The organism is Mycobacterium pseudokansasii (genome assembly GCF_900566075.1).
Taxonomy (GTDB): domain Bacteria; phylum Actinomycetota; class Actinomycetes; order Mycobacteriales; family Mycobacteriaceae; genus Mycobacterium; species Mycobacterium pseudokansasii.
The window spans coordinates 4,193,607-4,211,406 of record NZ_UPHU01000001.1 but is presented as its reverse complement, the minus strand read 5'-3'; the positions used below and the strand labels follow the sequence as shown (position 1 = coordinate 4,211,406).

Annotated in this window: 16 protein-coding genes; 9 read left to right on the top strand and 7 right to left on the bottom strand. The window is 66.9% G+C overall.

Annotation, left to right across the window (positions count from 1 at the left end; translation table 11 throughout):
* From nadD to EET10_RS18935, 5 genes are read left to right on the top strand one after another with little or no spacing between them, the layout of a single operon-like run.
* Positions 1–666: a nicotinate-nucleotide adenylyltransferase gene (gene nadD / locus EET10_RS18955; RefSeq protein WP_122502402.1), complete on the top strand. Its 666-nt coding sequence runs from the start codon at positions 1–3 to the stop codon at positions 664–666.
* A complete protein-coding gene (gene rsfS, locus EET10_RS18950) occupies positions 663–1,043 on the top strand; it encodes a ribosome silencing factor (RefSeq protein ID WP_036399988.1) in 381 nt (126 codons plus the stop codon). Before nadD ends, rsfS begins: the two co-directional genes overlap by 4 nt.
* Positions 1,040–1,705 (top strand): glucosyl-3-phosphoglycerate phosphatase, encoded by a 666-nt coding sequence (gene gpgP / locus EET10_RS18945; RefSeq protein WP_036399986.1) that lies wholly within the window; start codon positions 1,040–1,042, stop codon positions 1,703–1,705. The genes rsfS and gpgP overlap by 4 nt, the downstream gene beginning before the upstream one ends.
* Positions 1,695–2,432 (top strand): diglucosylglycerate octanoyltransferase, encoded by a 738-nt coding sequence (gene octT, locus EET10_RS18940; RefSeq protein WP_036399983.1) that lies wholly within the window; start codon positions 1,695–1,697, stop codon positions 2,430–2,432. Before gpgP ends, octT begins: the two co-directional genes overlap by 11 nt.
* Positions 2,433–2,435: 3 nt before the next feature.
* Positions 2,436–3,266, top strand: a complete 831-nt coding sequence (locus tag EET10_RS18935; RefSeq protein ID WP_036399980.1) for a DegV family protein — start codon at positions 2,436–2,438, stop codon at positions 3,264–3,266.
* 11 nt (positions 3,267–3,277) lie between these two features.
* On the opposite strand, the gene EET10_RS31715 is transcribed toward EET10_RS18935, so the two are convergent.
* The 4 genes from EET10_RS31715 to EET10_RS18915 form a co-directional block, all read right to left on the bottom strand.
* Positions 3,278–4,804 (bottom strand): PecA family PE domain-processing aspartic protease, encoded by a 1,527-nt coding sequence (locus EET10_RS31715; protein WP_099187529.1) that lies wholly within the window; start codon positions 4,802–4,804, stop codon positions 3,278–3,280.
* 249 nt (positions 4,805–5,053) lie between these two features.
* The gene (locus EET10_RS18925) at positions 5,054–7,945 is read right to left on the bottom strand and encodes an MMPL/RND family transporter (RefSeq protein ID WP_122502401.1); all 2,892 of its coding nucleotides are present in this window, start codon (positions 7,943–7,945) and stop codon (positions 5,054–5,056) included.
* Positions 7,942–8,370: an MmpS family transport accessory protein gene (locus EET10_RS18920; RefSeq protein ID WP_122502825.1), complete on the bottom strand. Its 429-nt coding sequence runs from the start codon at positions 8,368–8,370 to the stop codon at positions 7,942–7,944. Before EET10_RS18920 ends, EET10_RS18925 begins: the two co-directional genes overlap by 4 nt.
* A gap of 165 nt (positions 8,371–8,535) precedes the next feature.
* On the bottom strand, positions 8,536–9,585 hold the full coding sequence (locus EET10_RS18915; RefSeq protein WP_099187527.1) for an NAD(P)H-dependent amine dehydrogenase family protein: 1,050 nt from the start codon (positions 9,583–9,585) through the stop codon (positions 8,536–8,538).
* Positions 9,586–9,710: 125 nt separating this feature from the next.
* Here EET10_RS18915 and EET10_RS18910 point away from each other — a divergent pair, with 125 nt between their 5' ends.
* Positions 9,711–10,880, top strand: coding sequence for a GNAT family N-acetyltransferase (locus EET10_RS18910; RefSeq protein ID WP_425461712.1), 1,170 nt, complete (start codon positions 9,711–9,713; stop codon positions 10,878–10,880).
* Between the two features lie 208 nt (positions 10,881–11,088).
* Here EET10_RS18910 and EET10_RS18905 read toward each other — a convergent pair whose 3' ends face one another.
* From EET10_RS18905 to EET10_RS18895, 3 genes are read right to left on the bottom strand one after another with little or no spacing between them, the layout of a single operon-like run.
* On the bottom strand, positions 11,089–11,661 hold the full coding sequence (locus EET10_RS18905; protein WP_136624749.1) for a VOC family protein: 573 nt from the start codon (positions 11,659–11,661) through the stop codon (positions 11,089–11,091).
* A 38-nt stretch (positions 11,662–11,699) separates the two neighbouring features.
* Entirely contained in the window at positions 11,700–12,809 is a 1,110-nt protein-coding gene (locus tag EET10_RS18900) for an acyl-CoA dehydrogenase family protein (protein ID WP_036399971.1), read from the bottom strand.
* A 7-nt stretch (positions 12,810–12,816) separates the two neighbouring features.
* Positions 12,817–13,983, bottom strand: coding sequence for an acyl-CoA dehydrogenase family protein (locus EET10_RS18895; protein ID WP_036399969.1), 1,167 nt, complete (start codon positions 13,981–13,983; stop codon positions 12,817–12,819).
* A 330-nt stretch (positions 13,984–14,313) separates the two neighbouring features.
* Here EET10_RS18895 and EET10_RS18890 point away from each other — a divergent pair, with 330 nt between their 5' ends.
* From EET10_RS18890 to holA, 3 genes are all read left to right on the top strand, one after another.
* The gene (locus EET10_RS18890) at positions 14,314–15,195 is read left to right on the top strand and encodes a helix-hairpin-helix domain-containing protein (protein ID WP_036399967.1); all 882 of its coding nucleotides are present in this window, start codon (positions 14,314–14,316) and stop codon (positions 15,193–15,195) included.
* A 95-nt stretch (positions 15,196–15,290) separates the two neighbouring features.
* Complete coding sequence (locus EET10_RS18885) at positions 15,291–16,784, top strand: ComEC/Rec2 family competence protein (RefSeq protein WP_122502823.1); 1,494 nt, start codon at positions 15,291–15,293, stop codon at positions 16,782–16,784.
* A 30-nt stretch (positions 16,785–16,814) separates the two neighbouring features.
* Positions 16,815–17,792 carry a DNA polymerase III subunit delta gene (gene holA / locus EET10_RS18880; RefSeq protein WP_122502824.1) on the top strand — a complete coding sequence of 326 codons (978 nt, stop codon included), beginning with the start codon at positions 16,815–16,817 and terminating at the stop codon, positions 17,790–17,792.
* Positions 17,793–17,800 lie beyond the last annotated feature (8 nt).

The following is a 17,800-nucleotide window of genomic DNA, read 5'->3' as shown; positions in this document are numbered from 1 at the left end:
GTGCAAAAGCACCGTCGCAGGCTGGGAGTGATGGGTGGGACGTTCGATCCCATCCACCACGGCCACTTGGTGGCCGGCAGCGAGGTGGCCGACCGGTTCGACCTGGACGAAGTGGTGTTCGTGCCCAGCGGCCAGCCCTGGCAGAAGGGCGGCGACGTTTCCGCCGCCGAGGACCGCTATCTGATGACGGTGATCGCGACCGCGTCCAATCCCCGCTTTTCGGTGAGCCGGGTCGACATCGACCGCGGCGGCCCCACCTACACCAAGGACACGTTGCGCGATCTGCACGACCTGGACCCGGAGGCGCAGCTGTACTTCATCACCGGCGCCGACGCGCTGGCGTCGATTCTGTCGTGGCACCGCTGGGAGGAGCTGTTCGAGCTGGCGCGGTTCGTCGGTGTCAGCCGGCCCGGCTACGACCTGCGCCACGACCATGTCACCGCCGCCCTGGCCGGATTATCCGAGGATGCTTTGACCCTGGTCGAGATCCCGGCGCTGGCCATCTCGTCCACCGACTGCCGTCAGCGGGCCGCGGAATCACGGCCATTGTGGTACCTGATGCCCGACGGCGTCGTGCAGTACGTCTCCAAGCGCCGCCTCTACGGCAAACCCGAGGAGCCCGCGAACCCCACGGGCTCCAGCCTGACCGCGGGGAACAGCGCATGACCGCCACTCGGGAAGCCATCGACATGGCGACCGTGGCCGCCGGTGCGGCCGCAGCCAAGCTCGCCGACGACGTCGTGGTCATCGACGTCTCCGGGCAATTGGTCATCACGGACTGTTTCGTCATTGCCTCGGCGTCCAACGAACGGCAGGTCAACGCGATCGTCGACGAAGTCGAGGAGAAGATGCGCCGGGCGGGTTACCGGCCGGCGCGGCGCGAGGGCGCCCGGGAAGGCCGCTGGACGTTGCTGGATTACCGCGACATCGTCGTGCATGTCCAGCACCAGGACGACCGCGACTTCTACGCCCTGGACCGGCTGTGGAGCGACTGCCCGGTGGTGCCGGTCGACTTGGCGCCGACCTCCGAGGATCTGCAATGAGGGTGCGGCGGCTGGTGATGCTGCGTCACGGGCAGACCGATTTCAACCTCGGCAGCCGGATGCAGGGCCACCTGGACACCCACCTGACCGACCTGGGCCGAGCCCAGGCGGTCGCCGCCGCCGAAGCGCTGGGCAAGATGCAGCCGCTGCTGATCGTGTCGTCGGATCTGCGGCGCGCCTACGACACGGCGATGACGCTGGGAGAACGGACCGGATTGCCGGTCCGGGTTGACCGCCGGTTGCGCGAAACTCACATCAGCGACTGGCAGGGCATGACCCACGCCGAGATCGACGACGAAGCACCCGGTGCGCGGCTGGCGTGGCGGGAGGATGCGGCGTCGGCACCGCACGGCGGGGAAAGCAGGATTGACGTCGCCGCCCGAAGTCTGCCGGTGGTCACCGAACTGGTGTACGGCGAACCCGGATGGGGTGACCCCCAACAACCGGATCGACCGGTGGTGCTGGTGACCCACGGGGGGCTCATCGCCGCGCTGACCGCCGCGCTGCTGCAGCTGCCGGTAGCCCACTGGCCCGCCCTGGGTGGTATGGGCAATGCCAGTTGGACGCAACTCAGCGGACATTCGACCGGTGCCGACGGCCACATCCGCTGGCGCCTCGATGTGTGGAATGCCTCGGCTCAGGTTGTCGGCGATGTCGTCTGAGGCTCGGCCGGTGCTGCTGGTCTTCGCCGACTCGCTGGCCTATTACGGGCCCACCGGCGGCCTACCCGCCGACGACCCACGAATCTGGCCCAATATCGTTGCAGCCCAACTTGATTGGGATCTAGAATTGATCGGCCGCATCGGCTGGACGTGCCGGGACGTATGGTGGGCGGCGACCCAGGACCCGCGGTCGTGGGCGGCGCTGCCCCGGGCGGGAGCGGTGGTCTTCGCCACCAGCGGGATGGATTCGCTGCCGTCGGTGCTGCCGACCGCGCTGCGGGAACTCATCCGGTACGTCCGCCCGCCCTGGTTACGGCGGTGGGCGCGCGACGGCTACGCCTGGGCGCAGCCCCGGTTTTCGCCGGTGGCCCGGTCCGCGCTACCCCCGCATCTGACCGTCGAATACCTCGAACAGACCCGCGGCGCAATAGATTTCAACCGGCCCGGTATCCCGGTGGTGGCCTCCCTGCCGTCGGTGCACATCGCCGAGACCTACCGCAGGGCGCACCACGGTCGGGCGGCTACCGCGGCGGCCATCGCCGAATGGGCGCAGGGCCACGACATTCCCCTGGTGGATCTCAAAGCCGCCGTCGCCGAGCACATTATGAGTGGGCGAGGCAATCCGGACGGCATTCACTGGAACTTCGAAGCCCATCAGGCAGTCGCGGAACTGATGCTCAAGGCGCTGGCCGAAGCCGGGGTGCCGAACGAGAAACCGCGCGGCTGAGCCATGTCTGTCGTGGTGGTGACGGATACGTCGGCGAGCCTGCCGGCCGACCTGCGCGACACCTGGGCGATACGCGAAGTGCCGCTGCACATCCTGCTCGACGGCGCCGACCTGCGCGACGGTGTCGATGAGATACCCGCCGACATCTACCAGCGCCACGCCACCACCGCCGCGGCCACCCCGGCCGAGCTGGATGCCGCCTACCGGCAGGCGCTGGCCGACAGCGACGGAGATGGGGTGGTGGCGGTACATATTTCGTCGGGACTGTCGGGAACCTGCCGCGCCGCCGAGCTGACCGCGGCCGGCCTCGGCCCGGCCGTGCGGGTCATCGACTCGAAGTCGGCGGCGATGGGCACCGGATTCGCCGTGCTGGCTGCCGCGCGTGCCGCGGCCGCCGGCAATGACCTGGATGCCGTTGCTCGCGCCGCACAGGAAGCGGTGCGGCGCACGCAGGCGTTCGTCGTCGTACACCGGCTGGACAACCTGCGCCGCAGCGGACGGATCGGTGGCGCCAAGGCATGGCTGGGTACCGCGTTGGCGCTCAAGCCGATACTTCGCGTCGACGACGGGAAACTTGTTCTGGCCCAACGTGTTCGCACTGTCAAACACGCGATGGCGGCGATGATCGACCGGGTGTGCGAGGTGGCTGGCGAAGGCCCTGTTGCTGTTGCGGTGCATCACGTCGCCAACTCCGGCGGCGCCGGAGAAGTGGCGGCGGAGCTGGCCCGGCGGCTCCCGACGGGTGAACCGGCAATCGTGACCGAGTTGGGGCCGGTGCTGGCGGTACACGTGGGCGCCGGGGCGGTCGCGGTCTGCCTGCGCGTTGACGATTAGCGCTGAAGCGGTCAGGCCAGTCGGTCAAAGACCGTCGTTCCTATCGGGCTGGGATCGTTCCAGATATAGATCGGCCCGACTGAGAAGGGGTAGTTCCCGGTATTGAACGGATTGCCCGAGGACACAACCGTTGGGGAATTGGCCGCAGTGACCGTCTGCGTGTAGAGGGGCACACCGTTGATCGTGGAGACCGTGATGGTGGTGCCCTCGGGAAGGTGATTGCCGACCGTCAGGCTAGGCACCAACGATTGTGGGACGGTTCCGCCCACGCCGCCGGAATCGATGTATGCGGGAACGGTCTGCGGCAATCCGTTGTTGATCTGTACCTGAACCATGGTTCCCGGTGCTCCATTGAGCTGGACGATGGGCGGCAGCGAATTTGGGCCGAACTCCAGCAAACCGCGAGGCATATTGATCAGCACACCCTGATTCATGCCGACCGGCAAAGCCGCATTTGTGGGCGTCGAGAACGGAAACATGTTGTTGGGACCCACGCCCAGATAGGCGGGTAACAACGAAGGGTCGATGGGGTGGCTTGGCGTACCCAGATATGCGGAGGTGGCGACCGCAACGGTGGTCGACGGGCTGACAATTCCGTTCCCGAAATTCACGGTCGTTTGATATGTCTGGTACCCGACGAACAGGCGACCGACTTCGCTAAGGCCGTAGCTGACCGAGCCCGTCCCGGTAGGCGCGCCAAGAGCCGCCACATTGACGTATTGCGGTGGAACCACAAGTCCAGTGGAGCCGGAATCGACGATGACGGGCATCCTTGGTCCGCCGCCTACCGAGATGTTGAGCAGCGGATTGCCGTATTGATCGACATAGATGAGCGTTTGGTTCGGCGACAGAAGAGTACTGATGCCTGCGGTGCCGGTGTATCCCCACAGCAACCCGGCGCGGCCGCCGAGCCCGCCAACGCCACCGGGTCCACTGGCCCCGCCTGTGCCGCCGTCGCCGATCAGAACCGCGGGCCCGCCAACACCACCGGGAGCTCCACCGTAAACGCTGTTGCCGCCGGTGCCGCCGGTACCGATCAGACCCGCGGCCCCGCCGGCACCGCCAGCCACTCCAGCGCGAGTGCTGGTGCCACCGGTACCGCCGTTGCCGTACAACCAGCCGCCGGGTTTGCCGACCGTCCCCACGCCTTGAGCGTTGGTGTACCCGTTGGCGCCGTCGCCGATCAGCGGGCGCCCGGTCAGCTCGAGGACGGGCTCATTGACCGCATTGACTACGCTCGTCGCGAGCCGGGTGATGTTGGCGGCCTCGGCGGCCGCATAGGCATTCACTCCGGCCACCATTGTGCGGGTGAATTGGTCGTAAGATGCCGCGACCTGTGCGGCCAGCGCCTGATACTGACGCCCGTACTCGGCAAACAGCGTGGCCATCACTGTCGAGACCTCATCGGCGCCGGCAGCCAGCAGCCCGGTCGTCGGCACGGCGGCGGCGGTGTGTGCGGCGCTGATTGCTGAGGCGATCCGGGTCAGGTCTGTCGTCGCGGCCGCCGCCACCTCGGGCGCTACGCTCACGAACGACATCTCATACCTCCTGTCCGCCAGCACTTGCGCCGTCGCCAGATGAGGATCTGCATCGGCGATGAAGCAGCGATGAAGTTATTCTGATATCCCCACCGTGGCTTGTACACCGCTGGATCGAGGACTTGGGGCTTGGCTGCACCCGGAGGGAACCAAACTACCTGCTGGAGTTATTGATCCAACGCCGTCGCCGGGCAAGCTCGATGACCGCACGCCTTGAAAAATCAAGTACCCGAACATGTCTCGATGCCCTCAGACACGCTGGGCATTGTGACCGCGCGGGTGGACCACCTGCGGCCACCAGAACCAGCGGCCCAGCAGCGTGGCGATCGACGGCATCAGCAGGGTGCGCACGATCAACGTGTCGAGCAGCAGACCGATACAGACGGTCGACCCGAACTGGCCGAGCACCCGCAATTCGCTGCCCAGCATGGCGGCCATGGTGAAGGCGAACACCAGACCCGCGGCCGTCACCACCCCGCCGGTGCCGGCCATGGAGCGGATGGTTCCGGTCTTGAGTCCGGCATGGATCTCTTCCCGGAAACGGGAGACCAACAGCAGGTTGTAGTCGGAGCCCACGGCCAGCAGGATGATAACCGACAGCGCCGCCACGATCCAGTGGATTTTGATGCCGAACAGGTCCTGCCAAATCAGCACCGACAACCCGAAGGACGCGGCGATCGAGCTGGCCGCGGTGCCGACGATGACCAGCGCGGCGACCACGCTTCGGGTCAGCAACAGCATGATCATGAAGATCAGCGTCAGTGCCGACACCACCGCGATCATCAGGTCGTATTTTTCGCCGTCGGCCATGTCCTTGAACGTCGCGGCGGTTCCGCCGAGATACACCTTGGCATCCGAGAGCGACGATTGCTTGAGTCCCTCCTGGGCCGCGGTGCGCTCGGCGTCGACGCGCGAGATTCCCTCCGGGGTCATCGGATCGCCCTGGTGGGTGATGAAGAAGCGCGCCGACTTACCGTCCGGCGACAGGAACATCCGAAGCCCCGTCTGAAAGTCCGGGTTGTCGAACGCTTCGGGCGGCAGGTAGAAGAAGTCGTCGTTCTTGGAGGCGTCGAAACTCTGCCCCATGACGATGGCGGTGTTGCTCAGCTCGTCCATCTGGTCGAGCATCGCCGAGAAGGTGGCCTGCATGGTCAACGTCAGGGCCTTGGTGGTCTTCATGGTGTCGATCATCGGTGGGATCAGCACCAGCATCTCGTGGGTGGCGGTGGCGGTGCGCTGGATGTCTGCGGTCAGTTCGTCGAATTGCCCGGCCAGCTGGTCGAAGCCGTCCAGCGAGTCGAACAGCGACCGTATCGACCAGCAGATGGGAATGTCGTAGCAGTGCTTCTCCCAGTAGAAGTAGCTTCGTATCGGACGCCAGAAGTCGTCGAAATCGGCGATGTGGTCCCGTAATCGGTTGGTGATGTCCGCTGTTTCGGCGGTGGTCCGGGCGCTGTCGTCGGCGGCGCTGGAAAGTTCTTGGGTCACCTGGTACATGCGCTGCATCGTGTCGATCATGAACTGCATTTCGTCGGCCATCTTGGTGATGTCGGCCATGCGGTCCTTCAGGAACGCCATGTTCTGCATGGTCGTCTGGCTTTGCATGCTGTTCTGAAATGGTATGGAGCTGTGCTGAATTGGGATGCCCAGCGGTCTGGTGATGTCCTGGATCATGGCGATACCGACAACCCGGATGACGTTCTTGGCCACCTTGTCCAAGACCAGCATGTCGGCGGTATTGCGCATGTCGTGATCGGCCTCGATCATCAGCATGTCCGGATTCATCCGGGCCTGCGAAAAATGCCGGTCGGCGGCGGCTTGCCCGAGGTTGGAGGGGGCTGCGGCCGGCAGGTAGTAGCGGTCGTTGTAGCTGGTCTTGAACGTCGGCAGCGCGACCATGCCCACCAGCACGATCGCCCCGCTGACCGCCAAAATCGGTGCGGGCCAACGCACCACGGCCGTACCGACGCGCCGCCACAGCCTGCCTTTCCCGGCCGCCCGCCGGGACTCGAACAGGTGGAACCGGCTGCCGACGAAAACCACCGCGGGACCCAGCGTCACCCCGGCCAACACCACCACGAGCATGCCGATCGCCACGGGCGCGCCCATGGTGTTGAACCAGGGCAGCCGCGCAAAGCTCAGGCAGTAGGTTGCCCCGGCTATGGTCAGTCCCGAGCCCAGCACCACCGGGACCACTCCGCGAAAGGTGGTGTAGTAGGCGGTTTCTCGGTCCTCACCGGCCCGTAGCGCCTCCTGGTAGCGGCCGACCAGGAAGATCCCGTAGTCGGTGCCGGCGGCGATCGCCAGCATGGTGAGGATGTTGGCGGCAAACGTCGTGAGCCCGAAAACGTTGTGATAGCCCAGCACCGCGACCACCCCGCGCGAGGAAGCCAGCGCAATGCCGGTCATGAACAACTGGACCAGCGTGGTGACGACGGAGCGGTAGGCCAGCAGCAGCATGATGGCGATGGCGCCGAGGGTGAACAGCGTGATCTTGGCCAGGCTGGCGTTACCGATGATGTGCATGTCGTCGCTGAGCGCGGCGGGACCGGTGACGTAGGCCCGCACCCCGGGCGGCGGCTGGTTGCGGTCGATCACCTTGCGGACGGCCTCGACGGATTCATTGGCCAGCGTGGTGCCCTGGTTGCCGGCGAGGTTCAGCATGACGTAGGCGCCCCTGGCGTCGGCGCTCTGCGCGCCGGCGGCGGTGAGCCGGTCTCCCCAGAAATCCTGGATGTGCTGGACGTGCGTGCGGTCCTGGCGCAGCTGGCGAATCAAGTTGTCGTAGTAGTGGTGCGCGTCGTCGCCCAGGGGTTGCTGACCTTCCAGGACGATCATCACCGTGCTGTTGGAATCGAACTCCCGGAAGTTGTGCCCCAACAGCATCATCGCCTTCATCGACGGGGCGTCCAACGGCGTCATCGGCGCGGAATGTTCCTCGCTGACGACTTCCAGTCGCGGCACGGCGACGTTGACGATGACGGTCAGCACCACCCAGGCCAGGATGATCGGCGCCGCGAAGATACGGATGGTGTGGGGGATGACGGGCCGGTGCGGGTGGCGGGTGCCCGGGCCGCTCCGGGTGGTTTCGGGGTCTTGGGTGCTGGCCGGGCTGGTGGCGGTGTCGTCGAGGTGTTTCATGCGGATTTCACCAAGCAGAAGGTCTGCGGGTTGACGCCATCGGACTTCTTCTCTTGCCGGACCACGCCGTCCACCGTGATACGGCAGCCGATTCGGCTGCCGTCGCCTTGCGCCATGATGTTGGCGCTCACCGAGGGCAGCGTCGTCGAGACCGTCACCGACCACGGCAGCGGAGCGGCGTCGACCTGGTGGGTGTTGGCTTCCGCGTCCCAGTAGTTGATGTTCGCGGTGCTCCCGGGCGGACCGAAGACCTCATAGATGACGACCTTGGGGTTGAATTGCACGATCTCGATCCCGCCGCCGGAGTTCGCGTTGAGGTCCTGGGAACCGAAGATCCGGTGCAGCCGCATCACCACCAAACCCGAAACCGCGAGCACGATCACCAGGACCAGCGGTATCCAAAGGTGCCTGGTCACGCGGGTAATGCGAATCGTTCTCACTTGAGCGCCTTCCGCTCACCTCCAAAGGTCGCCGCGGCCCACCCGAGTGAGCCAGGCCCGGTGCAGACAGAACCTTTGCTTGGCTAAGCACCTTACTCTTAGTGCACGTGACCGTTCCTCGGGGGTGCCGGCGGATGCCCGCGTTCGGCGCTAGCGCGCCACCCGGCCGGTGACGGGCGGCAGATCGGCAAGCGTGACGATCCCGGGTTTGGCGGCCACCACCGCCGGAACCGCGTTGGTGACCGGCATCGCGGTGTAGATCATGCCCAGGCCCATGAAACCCGGCTCGGTCCAATCCTTCGGCGGCAGGCAGTGCAGCACGGTGCGCATGTTGGGCAGCCCGAAGACCTGGATGACGTGGCCGTGCTCCAGCGGTTTGGGCGGCACCACGTGGTTGCCCATGGTCCAGTTGAATCCCACGCTGACGACGTTGCGGTCGCCCTGCCAGCCGCGGTGGTAACCATAGACGCTGCCGACGGTGCCGGCGGGGATCGTCATGAACCCCAGATCGGTATCCGCGGTGGCCGCCGTGAACGTCACGTCGAACGTCATCCGGTCCAGCTTCGCCCCGATCGCATCGGCCATCATGGCCGCCGATTCGGCAAAGACCTCGCTTTCGGAGCGCACACTCTCGGCCAAGCCGGCGGTGTCGGGATCCCGCGAAAAACCCATGGCCGTCTGCGTTTCCGCCGACTCGTAGGTCGAACAGTCCACCGATTCGGTGATGCGGATTTCGTCGACGCGCTCGCACGCGGCACTGAGCACCATGCCGACCATGTTGGTCATGCCGGGATGTGCGCCGCTGCCGAAGATCGTCGAGCCGCCGCGCTCGCAGGCAGCGATGATGCGCTCGCGGTCCTGCGGTGTCTGCTTGCCGCCGGTGATCCAGGCCGCGCTGGTGCACACGTTGACACCGGATTCCAGCAAGCGCACCAGTTCATCGATTTTGGGCCACAACGGGTTATAGCAACATGCGTCGGCGCCCAGCGCCAGCAGCGCGTCGACGTCGTCGGTGGCCTGCACTCCGGTCTGCTCGGGCCAGCCCGCCAGGTCGGCGGCGTCGACACCGAGCTTTTCCGGGCCGTGCGCGTACACGCCCACCAATTCCATGTCGGGCCGGTCGATGATGGCGTGCAGCGATCGGCGCCCGATGTTTCCGGTGGTCCACTGGATCACCCGCAGCGGGCGCTCTGTGCTCATCGAAGGCTCCTTTGCCGGTTGCGGTGGGACCCATTATTGCTGCGATATTCAGATGCGCGGGAGCGCGGGTATGTGCCAGAGTCGGTTTCGTGACCGTCGCCGTGCCAAACGCTTTACCGACATCCCTGACACTTCGTAGCCCGACGGAGGACGACTGGGCGTCGATGTACTTCCTGGCGGCCGCCAGCTTTCCGGACTTCATGGGTCCTCGTCCGGCCAACACCTGGCGCAGTCTGATACCCGCTGATGGTGCAGTGGTGAGTTGCGACGGTCGTGACGTCGTGAGCATGGCGCTATATCTCGACCTGCGGTTGACGGTGCCCGGCGGCGCGGTGCTTCCAGCGGCCGGCCTCAGTTTCGTTGCGGTCGCCCCCACCCACCGGCGACGTGGACTACTGCGCCTGATGTGCGCCGAATTGCATCGTCGGATCACCGTATCCGAGTATCCGGTGGCGGCGTTGTATGCCAGTGAGGGCGGCATCTACGGCCGGTTCGGCTATGGGCCTGCCACCGTACTGCAGGAGCTGACCCTCGACCGGCGTTTCGCCCGTTTCCACCTCGACGCGCCCGATGGCGGAAGGGTCCGGTTGGTTAACCCCGCCGAGCATCGCGACGAGTTCGCTGCAATCTACGAGCGCTGGCGCCAACAGGTGCCCGGCGGGCTGGTCCGTCCTGACGTGCTTTGGGAAGACGCGCTGGGTGAATGCACGAATTCACCACGCGGTGACGCAAAATTGTTTGCCTTCCTGCACACCGACGGCTATGCGTTGTATCGGGTGGACGCCACGGATCAGAAGTTGGCGCGTGTCGAGGAGCTGCGGGCCGTAACCACCGACGCGCATATCTCCTTATGGCGTGCGCTGCTCGGGCTTGACTCGATGGAGCGAGTCAGAGTTGTCACCCATCCGGACGACCCGCTGCCGTTCCTGCTCACCGATACGCGACTGGCCAGCCCGACATTTCGCCAAGACGGTCTGTGGCTGCGAATCATGGATATCCCGGCCGCGCTCGAGGCGCGTGGCTATTGTGCCGACCTCGCCGCGGTGATCGGCGTATCGGATGGGGGTCGATACCGACTGCAGATCCGGGACGGACATGCCAGCTGTAGCCCGACCGATGCGTCGGCGGACGTCGTGCTGGGTCGTGACGTGCTGGGCAGTCTGTACCTCGGGGTACACCGCGCGTCCACGTTGGCCGCGGCGAACCGGTTGCGCGCCAAAGACTCTGGCTTGGTGAGTCGGCTCGATGCGGCGTTTGCCAGCGACGTCCCCGCGCAGACGGCGTTCGAGTTCTGAAGGACCCGCCAGAGCTACTTACTACAGTCTGGCAAGCTCGTAGTCGGCCGATGTTTCCGGTGGTCCACTGGATTACCCGCAGTGAACGGTCTGTGCTCATCGAAGGCTCCGTTGCCGCTGCGATGGGACCCGTTATTGCCGCGATGGTTCCGGACATGTCAGTCACGGGCGGCCTCAGTTGCGCGGCCAGGCAGCGACCCTGACATTCCTATGGCCCCATGATGGCCAGGCCCCAGTCGAGGTGACCGTGCCATACCGTTGCGATGCGACCGCCCTGGACGGCCGGTTTCGGGTCGGAGATCGGGCCCCCGGCGGCGCGAATTGTGCTCACGGTGGCATCCAGGTCGGGGGAGCGCAATGCCAGCCCGATCAGCGCCGGCTCCGCACCGCTGGCCACCACCTCGATGAATGCCTCACCAACGCGGTAGAACGCCATTTCGGGGCCTGCGGGCCCGCGCGGATGAAAGCGCCGGCGCGGCGCGGTGCCCAATGTGGCTGTGAGAGCGGTGATTCCGGTGTCCAAGTCGGGTACCGTATACACGACGTGGTCGACCTGGGTCACCCCACACGGGTGCACCGCACCGGTCATCGCCGACCGGACCATCGTCGGTACCCCGAGAATCGCTGCGTCGTCGTGGGTTTCGTCGAAACCCCAGGACCGCTCGTCGGTGAGTGCACAACACACCCGGCCGATCCGGATCTGGCGGTCGTCGACGGTGAATCCGAGCGTGATCCATGCCTGCTCATCTCCGGGCACGCCGAGCCAGGTCAGCGTGGCCATGTCATACGGCGGTTCGGCCACACGTGTTGGCGGCTGGCTTAAAGCCGGACAAGGTCGTAGTCGGCGATGTGGTCGATGAGGACGTGCAGGTGGTCCTGGCTGGAACCCAGCGTGTGCTCGACCGCGGTGAGCCGGGCCGCGTAGTGTCCGACCGGATATTCCGCGGTCATGCCAATGCCGCCGTGTAGCTGAATCGACTCCTGCGCGATGTGCCGCGCGGACCGGCCCACCTGCAGCTTGGCCCGGGATGCGATCAGCGGGTCGAGGCTGCCGTCGGCGATCGACATCGCGGCGTAGAGATCCATACTGCGGGCCATCTCCAGCGACACGTACATATCGGCAGCACGCTGGGTCAGCGCCTGGAATTTGTTGAGCGTGACGCCGAATTGCTTGCGGGTCTTGAGGTAATCGGTGGTCAGGCGCAGCGCTTCGGACATCGCGCCGACCCCTTCGGAGCATAATGCCGACTGGATCCGAATGATGGCGTCACGGATCGCCGATGACGCGTCTTCAGGGGCCTCGCCCAGAGGTTCACCGGGCGTCTGGTCCAGGTCGACCTGAGCGCCCCGGTGGGCGTCGAATGTCGGGTACGGGTGCCGGGTGACAGCCTCACTGTCGACCAGGAACAAGCCGACGCCACCGTCGGGCAGCGCGGCGCTGACCACCAGCGTGTCGGCGCAGTCGCCCGCCAGCACCGGATTTTTACGTCCGCTGAGTAGCCACGAATCTCCTTGGCGCACAGCGCGAGTCGAGATATCGGCGGATGGTGTCCGGTGGCCGGGCTCTGAGTGCGCGAACGCCAGCAACAGCTGCCCGGCGGCGACATCGTCGAGCAGCTGTAGCTGTGCGTCGTTGCCGAGCTCGGCGATGAGCGCTCCGGGTGCCAGCGCGGCATGCACCACGGGTTCGGGCGCCAGGCGCCGCCCGACTTCGGTCATCACGACCATGATCTCGATCTGCCCGGACTCGGCCGGGTCGAATCCGAGGCTCAAGATCCCGGTGTCGGCGAGTTGACTCCACACCTCGCGGCTCCACCCGAGATCGGTGCCGATGACCTTGTTGCGGCTCTCCGCGTCGTAACTGCGGGACAGTAGGTCGCGGGTGGTGTCGCGTAGCAGCGTCTGCTCGTCGCTCAGCTGAAAATCCATGACTGCCTCATAATCCCAGAATGGTGGACGCGATGATGTTGCGCTGCACTTCGTTACTGCCGCCGTAGATGGACGTCTTGCGGTAGTTCAGGTAGCGGGGCGCGCTGGTTTGTGCCCATGGCGGCGAAGCGATCTCGTCGCCGTGGGAGCCGTCTGACGGTAGCGCATCGGGACCGGCCACCTCGACCAGTAATTCGGTGGCGATCTGCTGCAGTTGGCTGCCGCGGAGCTTGAGCACCGACGACGCCGGGTTCGGCTTACCGTCTGCGGAGTCCGACACCACCCGGGCCTGGGTGAGTTCCAGTGCCAGCAGCTCATTTTCGGCTTCGGCCAGTCGCGCTGCGAACAGCGGATCGTGCAGCAGGCCCGTCTGCGTGGCATGCTTTTTCACCTCGGCCAGGCGCACCTTGGTGCGGCCCACCCCGGCGATTCCGGTGCGCTCATTGCCCAACAGGAACTTTGCGTAGGTCCAGCCCTGATTCTCTTGCCCGACAAGCTGATCGGCGGGCACCCGGACGTCGGAGAGAAACACCTCGTTGACCTCGTGACCGCCGTCGATCGTCTTGATCGGCCGCAGCGTGATGCCGGGGGTGGCCATGTCGATGAGCAGAAACGAGATGCCGGCCTGGCGTTTGGGCGCTTGCGGGTCGGTGCGCACCAGGCAGAAAATCCAGTCCGCGTACTGGCCCAGCGTCGTCCACGTCTTCTGCCCGTTGACCACGTAACTGTCGCCGTCGCGGACCGCGGTGGTGCGCAGCGAGGCGAGGTCGGAACCGGCCTCGGGCTCGGAGAAGCCCTGGCACCACCAGATGTCGATGCTGGCCGTCGGCGGCAGGAACCGCTGCTTGATCTCCTGGGAGCCGAACTCGGCGATCACCGGCCCCACCATCTTGGTGTTGAAGTTCAGCGGCTCCGGCACACACGCCAGTTGCATCTCGTCGGCCCAAATCTGGTGCTGGGTTGGCGTCCAGTCCTTACCGCCCCATTCGACCGGCCAATTCGGTACCGCCAGCCCGTGATCGTTGAGGATCTTCTGGCAGGAGACGATGTCGTCTTTGCTCAGCGAGTCGCCGCGGCGCACCCGGTCACGAATGTCTTGCGGGATCTGCGTGGTGTAGAAGCTGCGAAGGTCGTCGCGGAAGGCGGCTTCGTCGGTCGTCAGCGCCAGCTTCATCGGTCCTCCTGTGTCGGGTGACCACCGGCACGGGCGCCCTGTGCAGCTGGAACCCATCCGCCTGGCCTCCGGCAGTCCTGCCCTGCACGTTAGGCGCCCGGCGGCGTGCAACGTCCACCGGGTCGTGCAACATCGGTCAGCCTCGCCGCCGAAGGCGGCGCCGGCGGGGACGGCCCCGATTGCCAACGGCCGCCGGACCGCACGTGCTCGTTCGGCGGCGTTGATCACGGCAACGTCACCGATACACAGCCCGGGTTTCATCCACAGACGGGCGCCGCGACACCGTGGTAGGGAATCGTGCTGGCCGTCGGGGCACCTACCGTCGGCATCATGCGAACTGAACTGCCTGCCGAGCGCTTGCATCGCCGGCTTGGTGCCGACCCGGATTGCCGGCCGGCCGCCAACCCGGTTGCCGTCGAAGCCGAGGGCGCCGATGAGGGCCCGGACGACGACCCGAACTCGCTCTTGCCGCGCTGGCTTCCGGCGACTCCCGGCAGCCGGGGATGGCTGGCCAAGGTGCGCGCAGATCCGGGACGTTCCGGTGCCATCGCGTTGGCGTTGGTCGCGGCCCTTGCGGTACTGGTCACGGTGTTCACGTTGCTGCGCGACCGGCATGCTCCGGTGATGTCGGCCAAACTTCCGGCGGTGGAACGGGTTTCAGGGCCGTCGGGAAGTGGTCCGAGACCGTCGGCGACCCCGGGACAGCCGCCTGCCCCGGACCGGCCGGTGGTGGTCAGCGTCGTCGGCCTGGTGCACGCCCCGGGTCTGGTCACGTTGGTGCCGGGGGCACGGATCGCCGACGCGCTGCAGGCCGCCGGCGGCGCGGTCGACGGTGCGGACACCATCGGCCTGAACATGGCTCGCCAGCTGGTCGACGGGGAGCAGATCGTGGTCGGGCTGGCGCCGGTCCCTGGGCAGCCGATCACGCTGCGCAGCTCGATCGGCGCGGGCACCCCAGCGCCGGGACCGGCCACCTCCGGCGCTCCTCATCCGGGCACCCAGCCGGGCTCCAAGCCGCCCGAGGTGCTCGATCTGAACACTGCGACCGTGGAACAGCTGGACACGCTACCCGGCGTCGGCCCGGTCACCGCCGCTGCGATCGTCGCGTGGCGGCAGGCCAACGGCAGGTTCACCAGCGTCGACCAGCTTGCCGACGTCGACGGCATCGGCCCGGCGCGGCTGGACAAACTGCGGTCCCTGGTCCGTGTCTGACGCCGGTGCACCTGCTTACCGGGCCGGGCGACCCCGCTGCCGGCGCCGCCGCGCGACTGGATGTGCGCCTGGTCCCGGCCGCCCTGACCAGTTGGATGGTGACCGCGGCGGGGATCGGTTGGCCGGTCGGCCGGGCGTGCGGAACCTGTTGCCTGGTGCTGGCTATCGGCTCGGCTGCGCTGTGGTGGCATGCCGCGCGCCGGCTGAGCTGCCCGCCACGAGTGGGCGCCATCAGCGCGGCCCTGGTGGCGATCGGTGTGGTGGGCGCCGGTTACGGGTTCGCCGTGGCGATACGAGCCGATTCGGTCGCGCGCCACCCCATCAGCGCCGCGTTCGGAACGTCGGTCCCGGTGACGGTCACGCCCAGCGAAAGCGTCCTGTCGCTGGGGGGCGGCCGATTGATGTTCCGGGGGACCATCCAGCGGCTGCAGGACGACGAAATATCCGGCCGGGTGGTTGTTTTCGCGCGCGCATCGGAATACGGCGAGCTGATGGCGGGCCAGCCGGTACGGTTCACCGCCCACATCACCCGGCCGACGCGCCGGGACCTGACGGTCGCGGTGCTCAACGCGGTGGACCGGCCCCGAACCGGGTGCGCGGGTTGTGCCGGTGCGGTGCACCGGGCGGCGCATGCCGTTCGCGGCCGGTTTACCGCGGCGGTTCGGGAGGTGTTGCCCGGCGATCAGGCCGCGATGCTGCCGGCGCTGGTGCTCGGTGACACCTCGGCCGTCAGCTCCGGAATCAGCCGCGAGTTCCGCGCGGCGGGGTTGACGCATCTGACGGCGGTGTCGGGTGCCAACGTCACGATCGTGTGTGCGGCGGTGCTGTTTTCGGCACGACTGGTCGGACTGCGCGCGGCCGTCGGGCTGGCCGGGGGCGCACTGGCGGCGTTCGTCGTCGTGGTGCAGCCAACGGCCAGCGTGTTGCGGGCGGCCCTGATGGGTGCGATAGGGCTAGCGGGGATGCTGACTTCGCGGCGGCGGCAGGCGATTCCGGCGCTGTCGGCCACCGTGCTGGTGCTGATGGCCACGGCACCGCAGCTGGCCGTCGATATGGGTTTCGCGCTGTCGGTGGTGGCGACGGCCGCGCTGGTCGTCGTCGCTCCGCTATGGTCGCGCCGCTTGGTCGCGCGCGGATTGCCCAAACCGCTGGCGGATGCGCTGGCCGTCGCCGCTGCCGCGCAGCTGGCGACGGCTCCGCTGGTCGCCGCGATCTCCGGCCGATTCAGTCTGGTTGCGGTGGTCGCCAACCTCGCGGTGGCAGCGGTGATCGCACCCATCACCGTGCTGGGTAGCGCGGCAGCCGCCCTGGCCGTCCTATGGCCGACCGGGGCGCAGCTGCTGATCCGCTTCACTGGGCCGGAGGTGTGGTGGGTGTTACGGGTGGCGCATTGGGCGGCCGGTGTGCCGGCGGCGACGGTCCCGGTACCCGACGGTCTGGCCGGCGCGCTTGTCGTCGGCGGGGTCACCGTGTCGGTGGTTGCGCTATGGCGATTCCGGTGGTTTCGCCTGGCGACGAGTTCGGCGCTGGTGGCCGCCCTGGGATGCCTGCTGGCGTGGTCACTGGCGGGATTGGTCGGCCCGTCGTGACACCATCGTGGGGTGACAGAACTTTCGCCGTTGCACTTGGTCCTGGGTGACGAAGAACTGCTGGTCGAAAGGGCGGTTGCGGAGATACTGCGGTCGGCGCGGCAACGGGCGGGCGCCGGCCCCGGCGCCGGCCCGGGCGCTGATGACGTGCCGATCAACCGCCTACGGGCCGGCGATGTCAGCACCTACGAGCTCGCCGAGTTGCTGAGCCCGTCGTTGTTCGCCGACGAGCGGATCGTCGTGCTGGAGGCCGCCGCCGAGGCCGGCAAGGATGCCGTCGCGATGATCATGTCGACCGCTGCCGACCTGCCGCAGGGCACTGTGCTGGTGGTGGTGCACTCCGGCGGCGGGCGGGCCAAAGCCCTGGCCGGCCAACTGCAGTCGCTGGGCGCACAGGTGCATCCGTGCGCGCGGATCACGAAGCTCAGCGAACGTGTCGACTTCGTTCGCGGCGAATTTCGCTGCCTGCGCGTCAAGGTCGACGACGAGACCGCGACGGCCTTGCTCGACGCGGTCGGCTCCGATCTGCGCGAACTCGCCGCAGCCTGCTCGCAGCTGGTCGCCGACACCGGTGGTCACGTCGACGTGGCGGCGGTGCGCCGCTATCACAGCGGCAAGGCCGAAGTGAAGGGATTCGACATCGCCGACAAGGCTGTGACCGGCGATGTCGCGGGAGCCGCCGAAGCGCTGCGCTGGGCCATGATGCGTGGCGAGCCGCTGGTGGTGCTGGCCGATGCGCTGGCCGAAGCCGTGCACACGATCGGTCGAGTGGGACCGTTGTCCGGCGACCCGTACCGTCTGGCTGCGCAACTGGGCATGCCGCCATGGCGGGTGCAGAAAGCGCAGAAACAGGCCCGGCGCTGGTCACGCGACAAGGTGGCAACCGCGATGCGGCTGGTCGCCGAGCTCAACGCCAACGTCAAGGGCGCCGTCGCCGACGCCGACTATGCGCTGGAATCTGCGGTCAGGAAGGTGGCCGAGTTGGTCGCCGACCGTAGCCGAACGTAATTGAGACG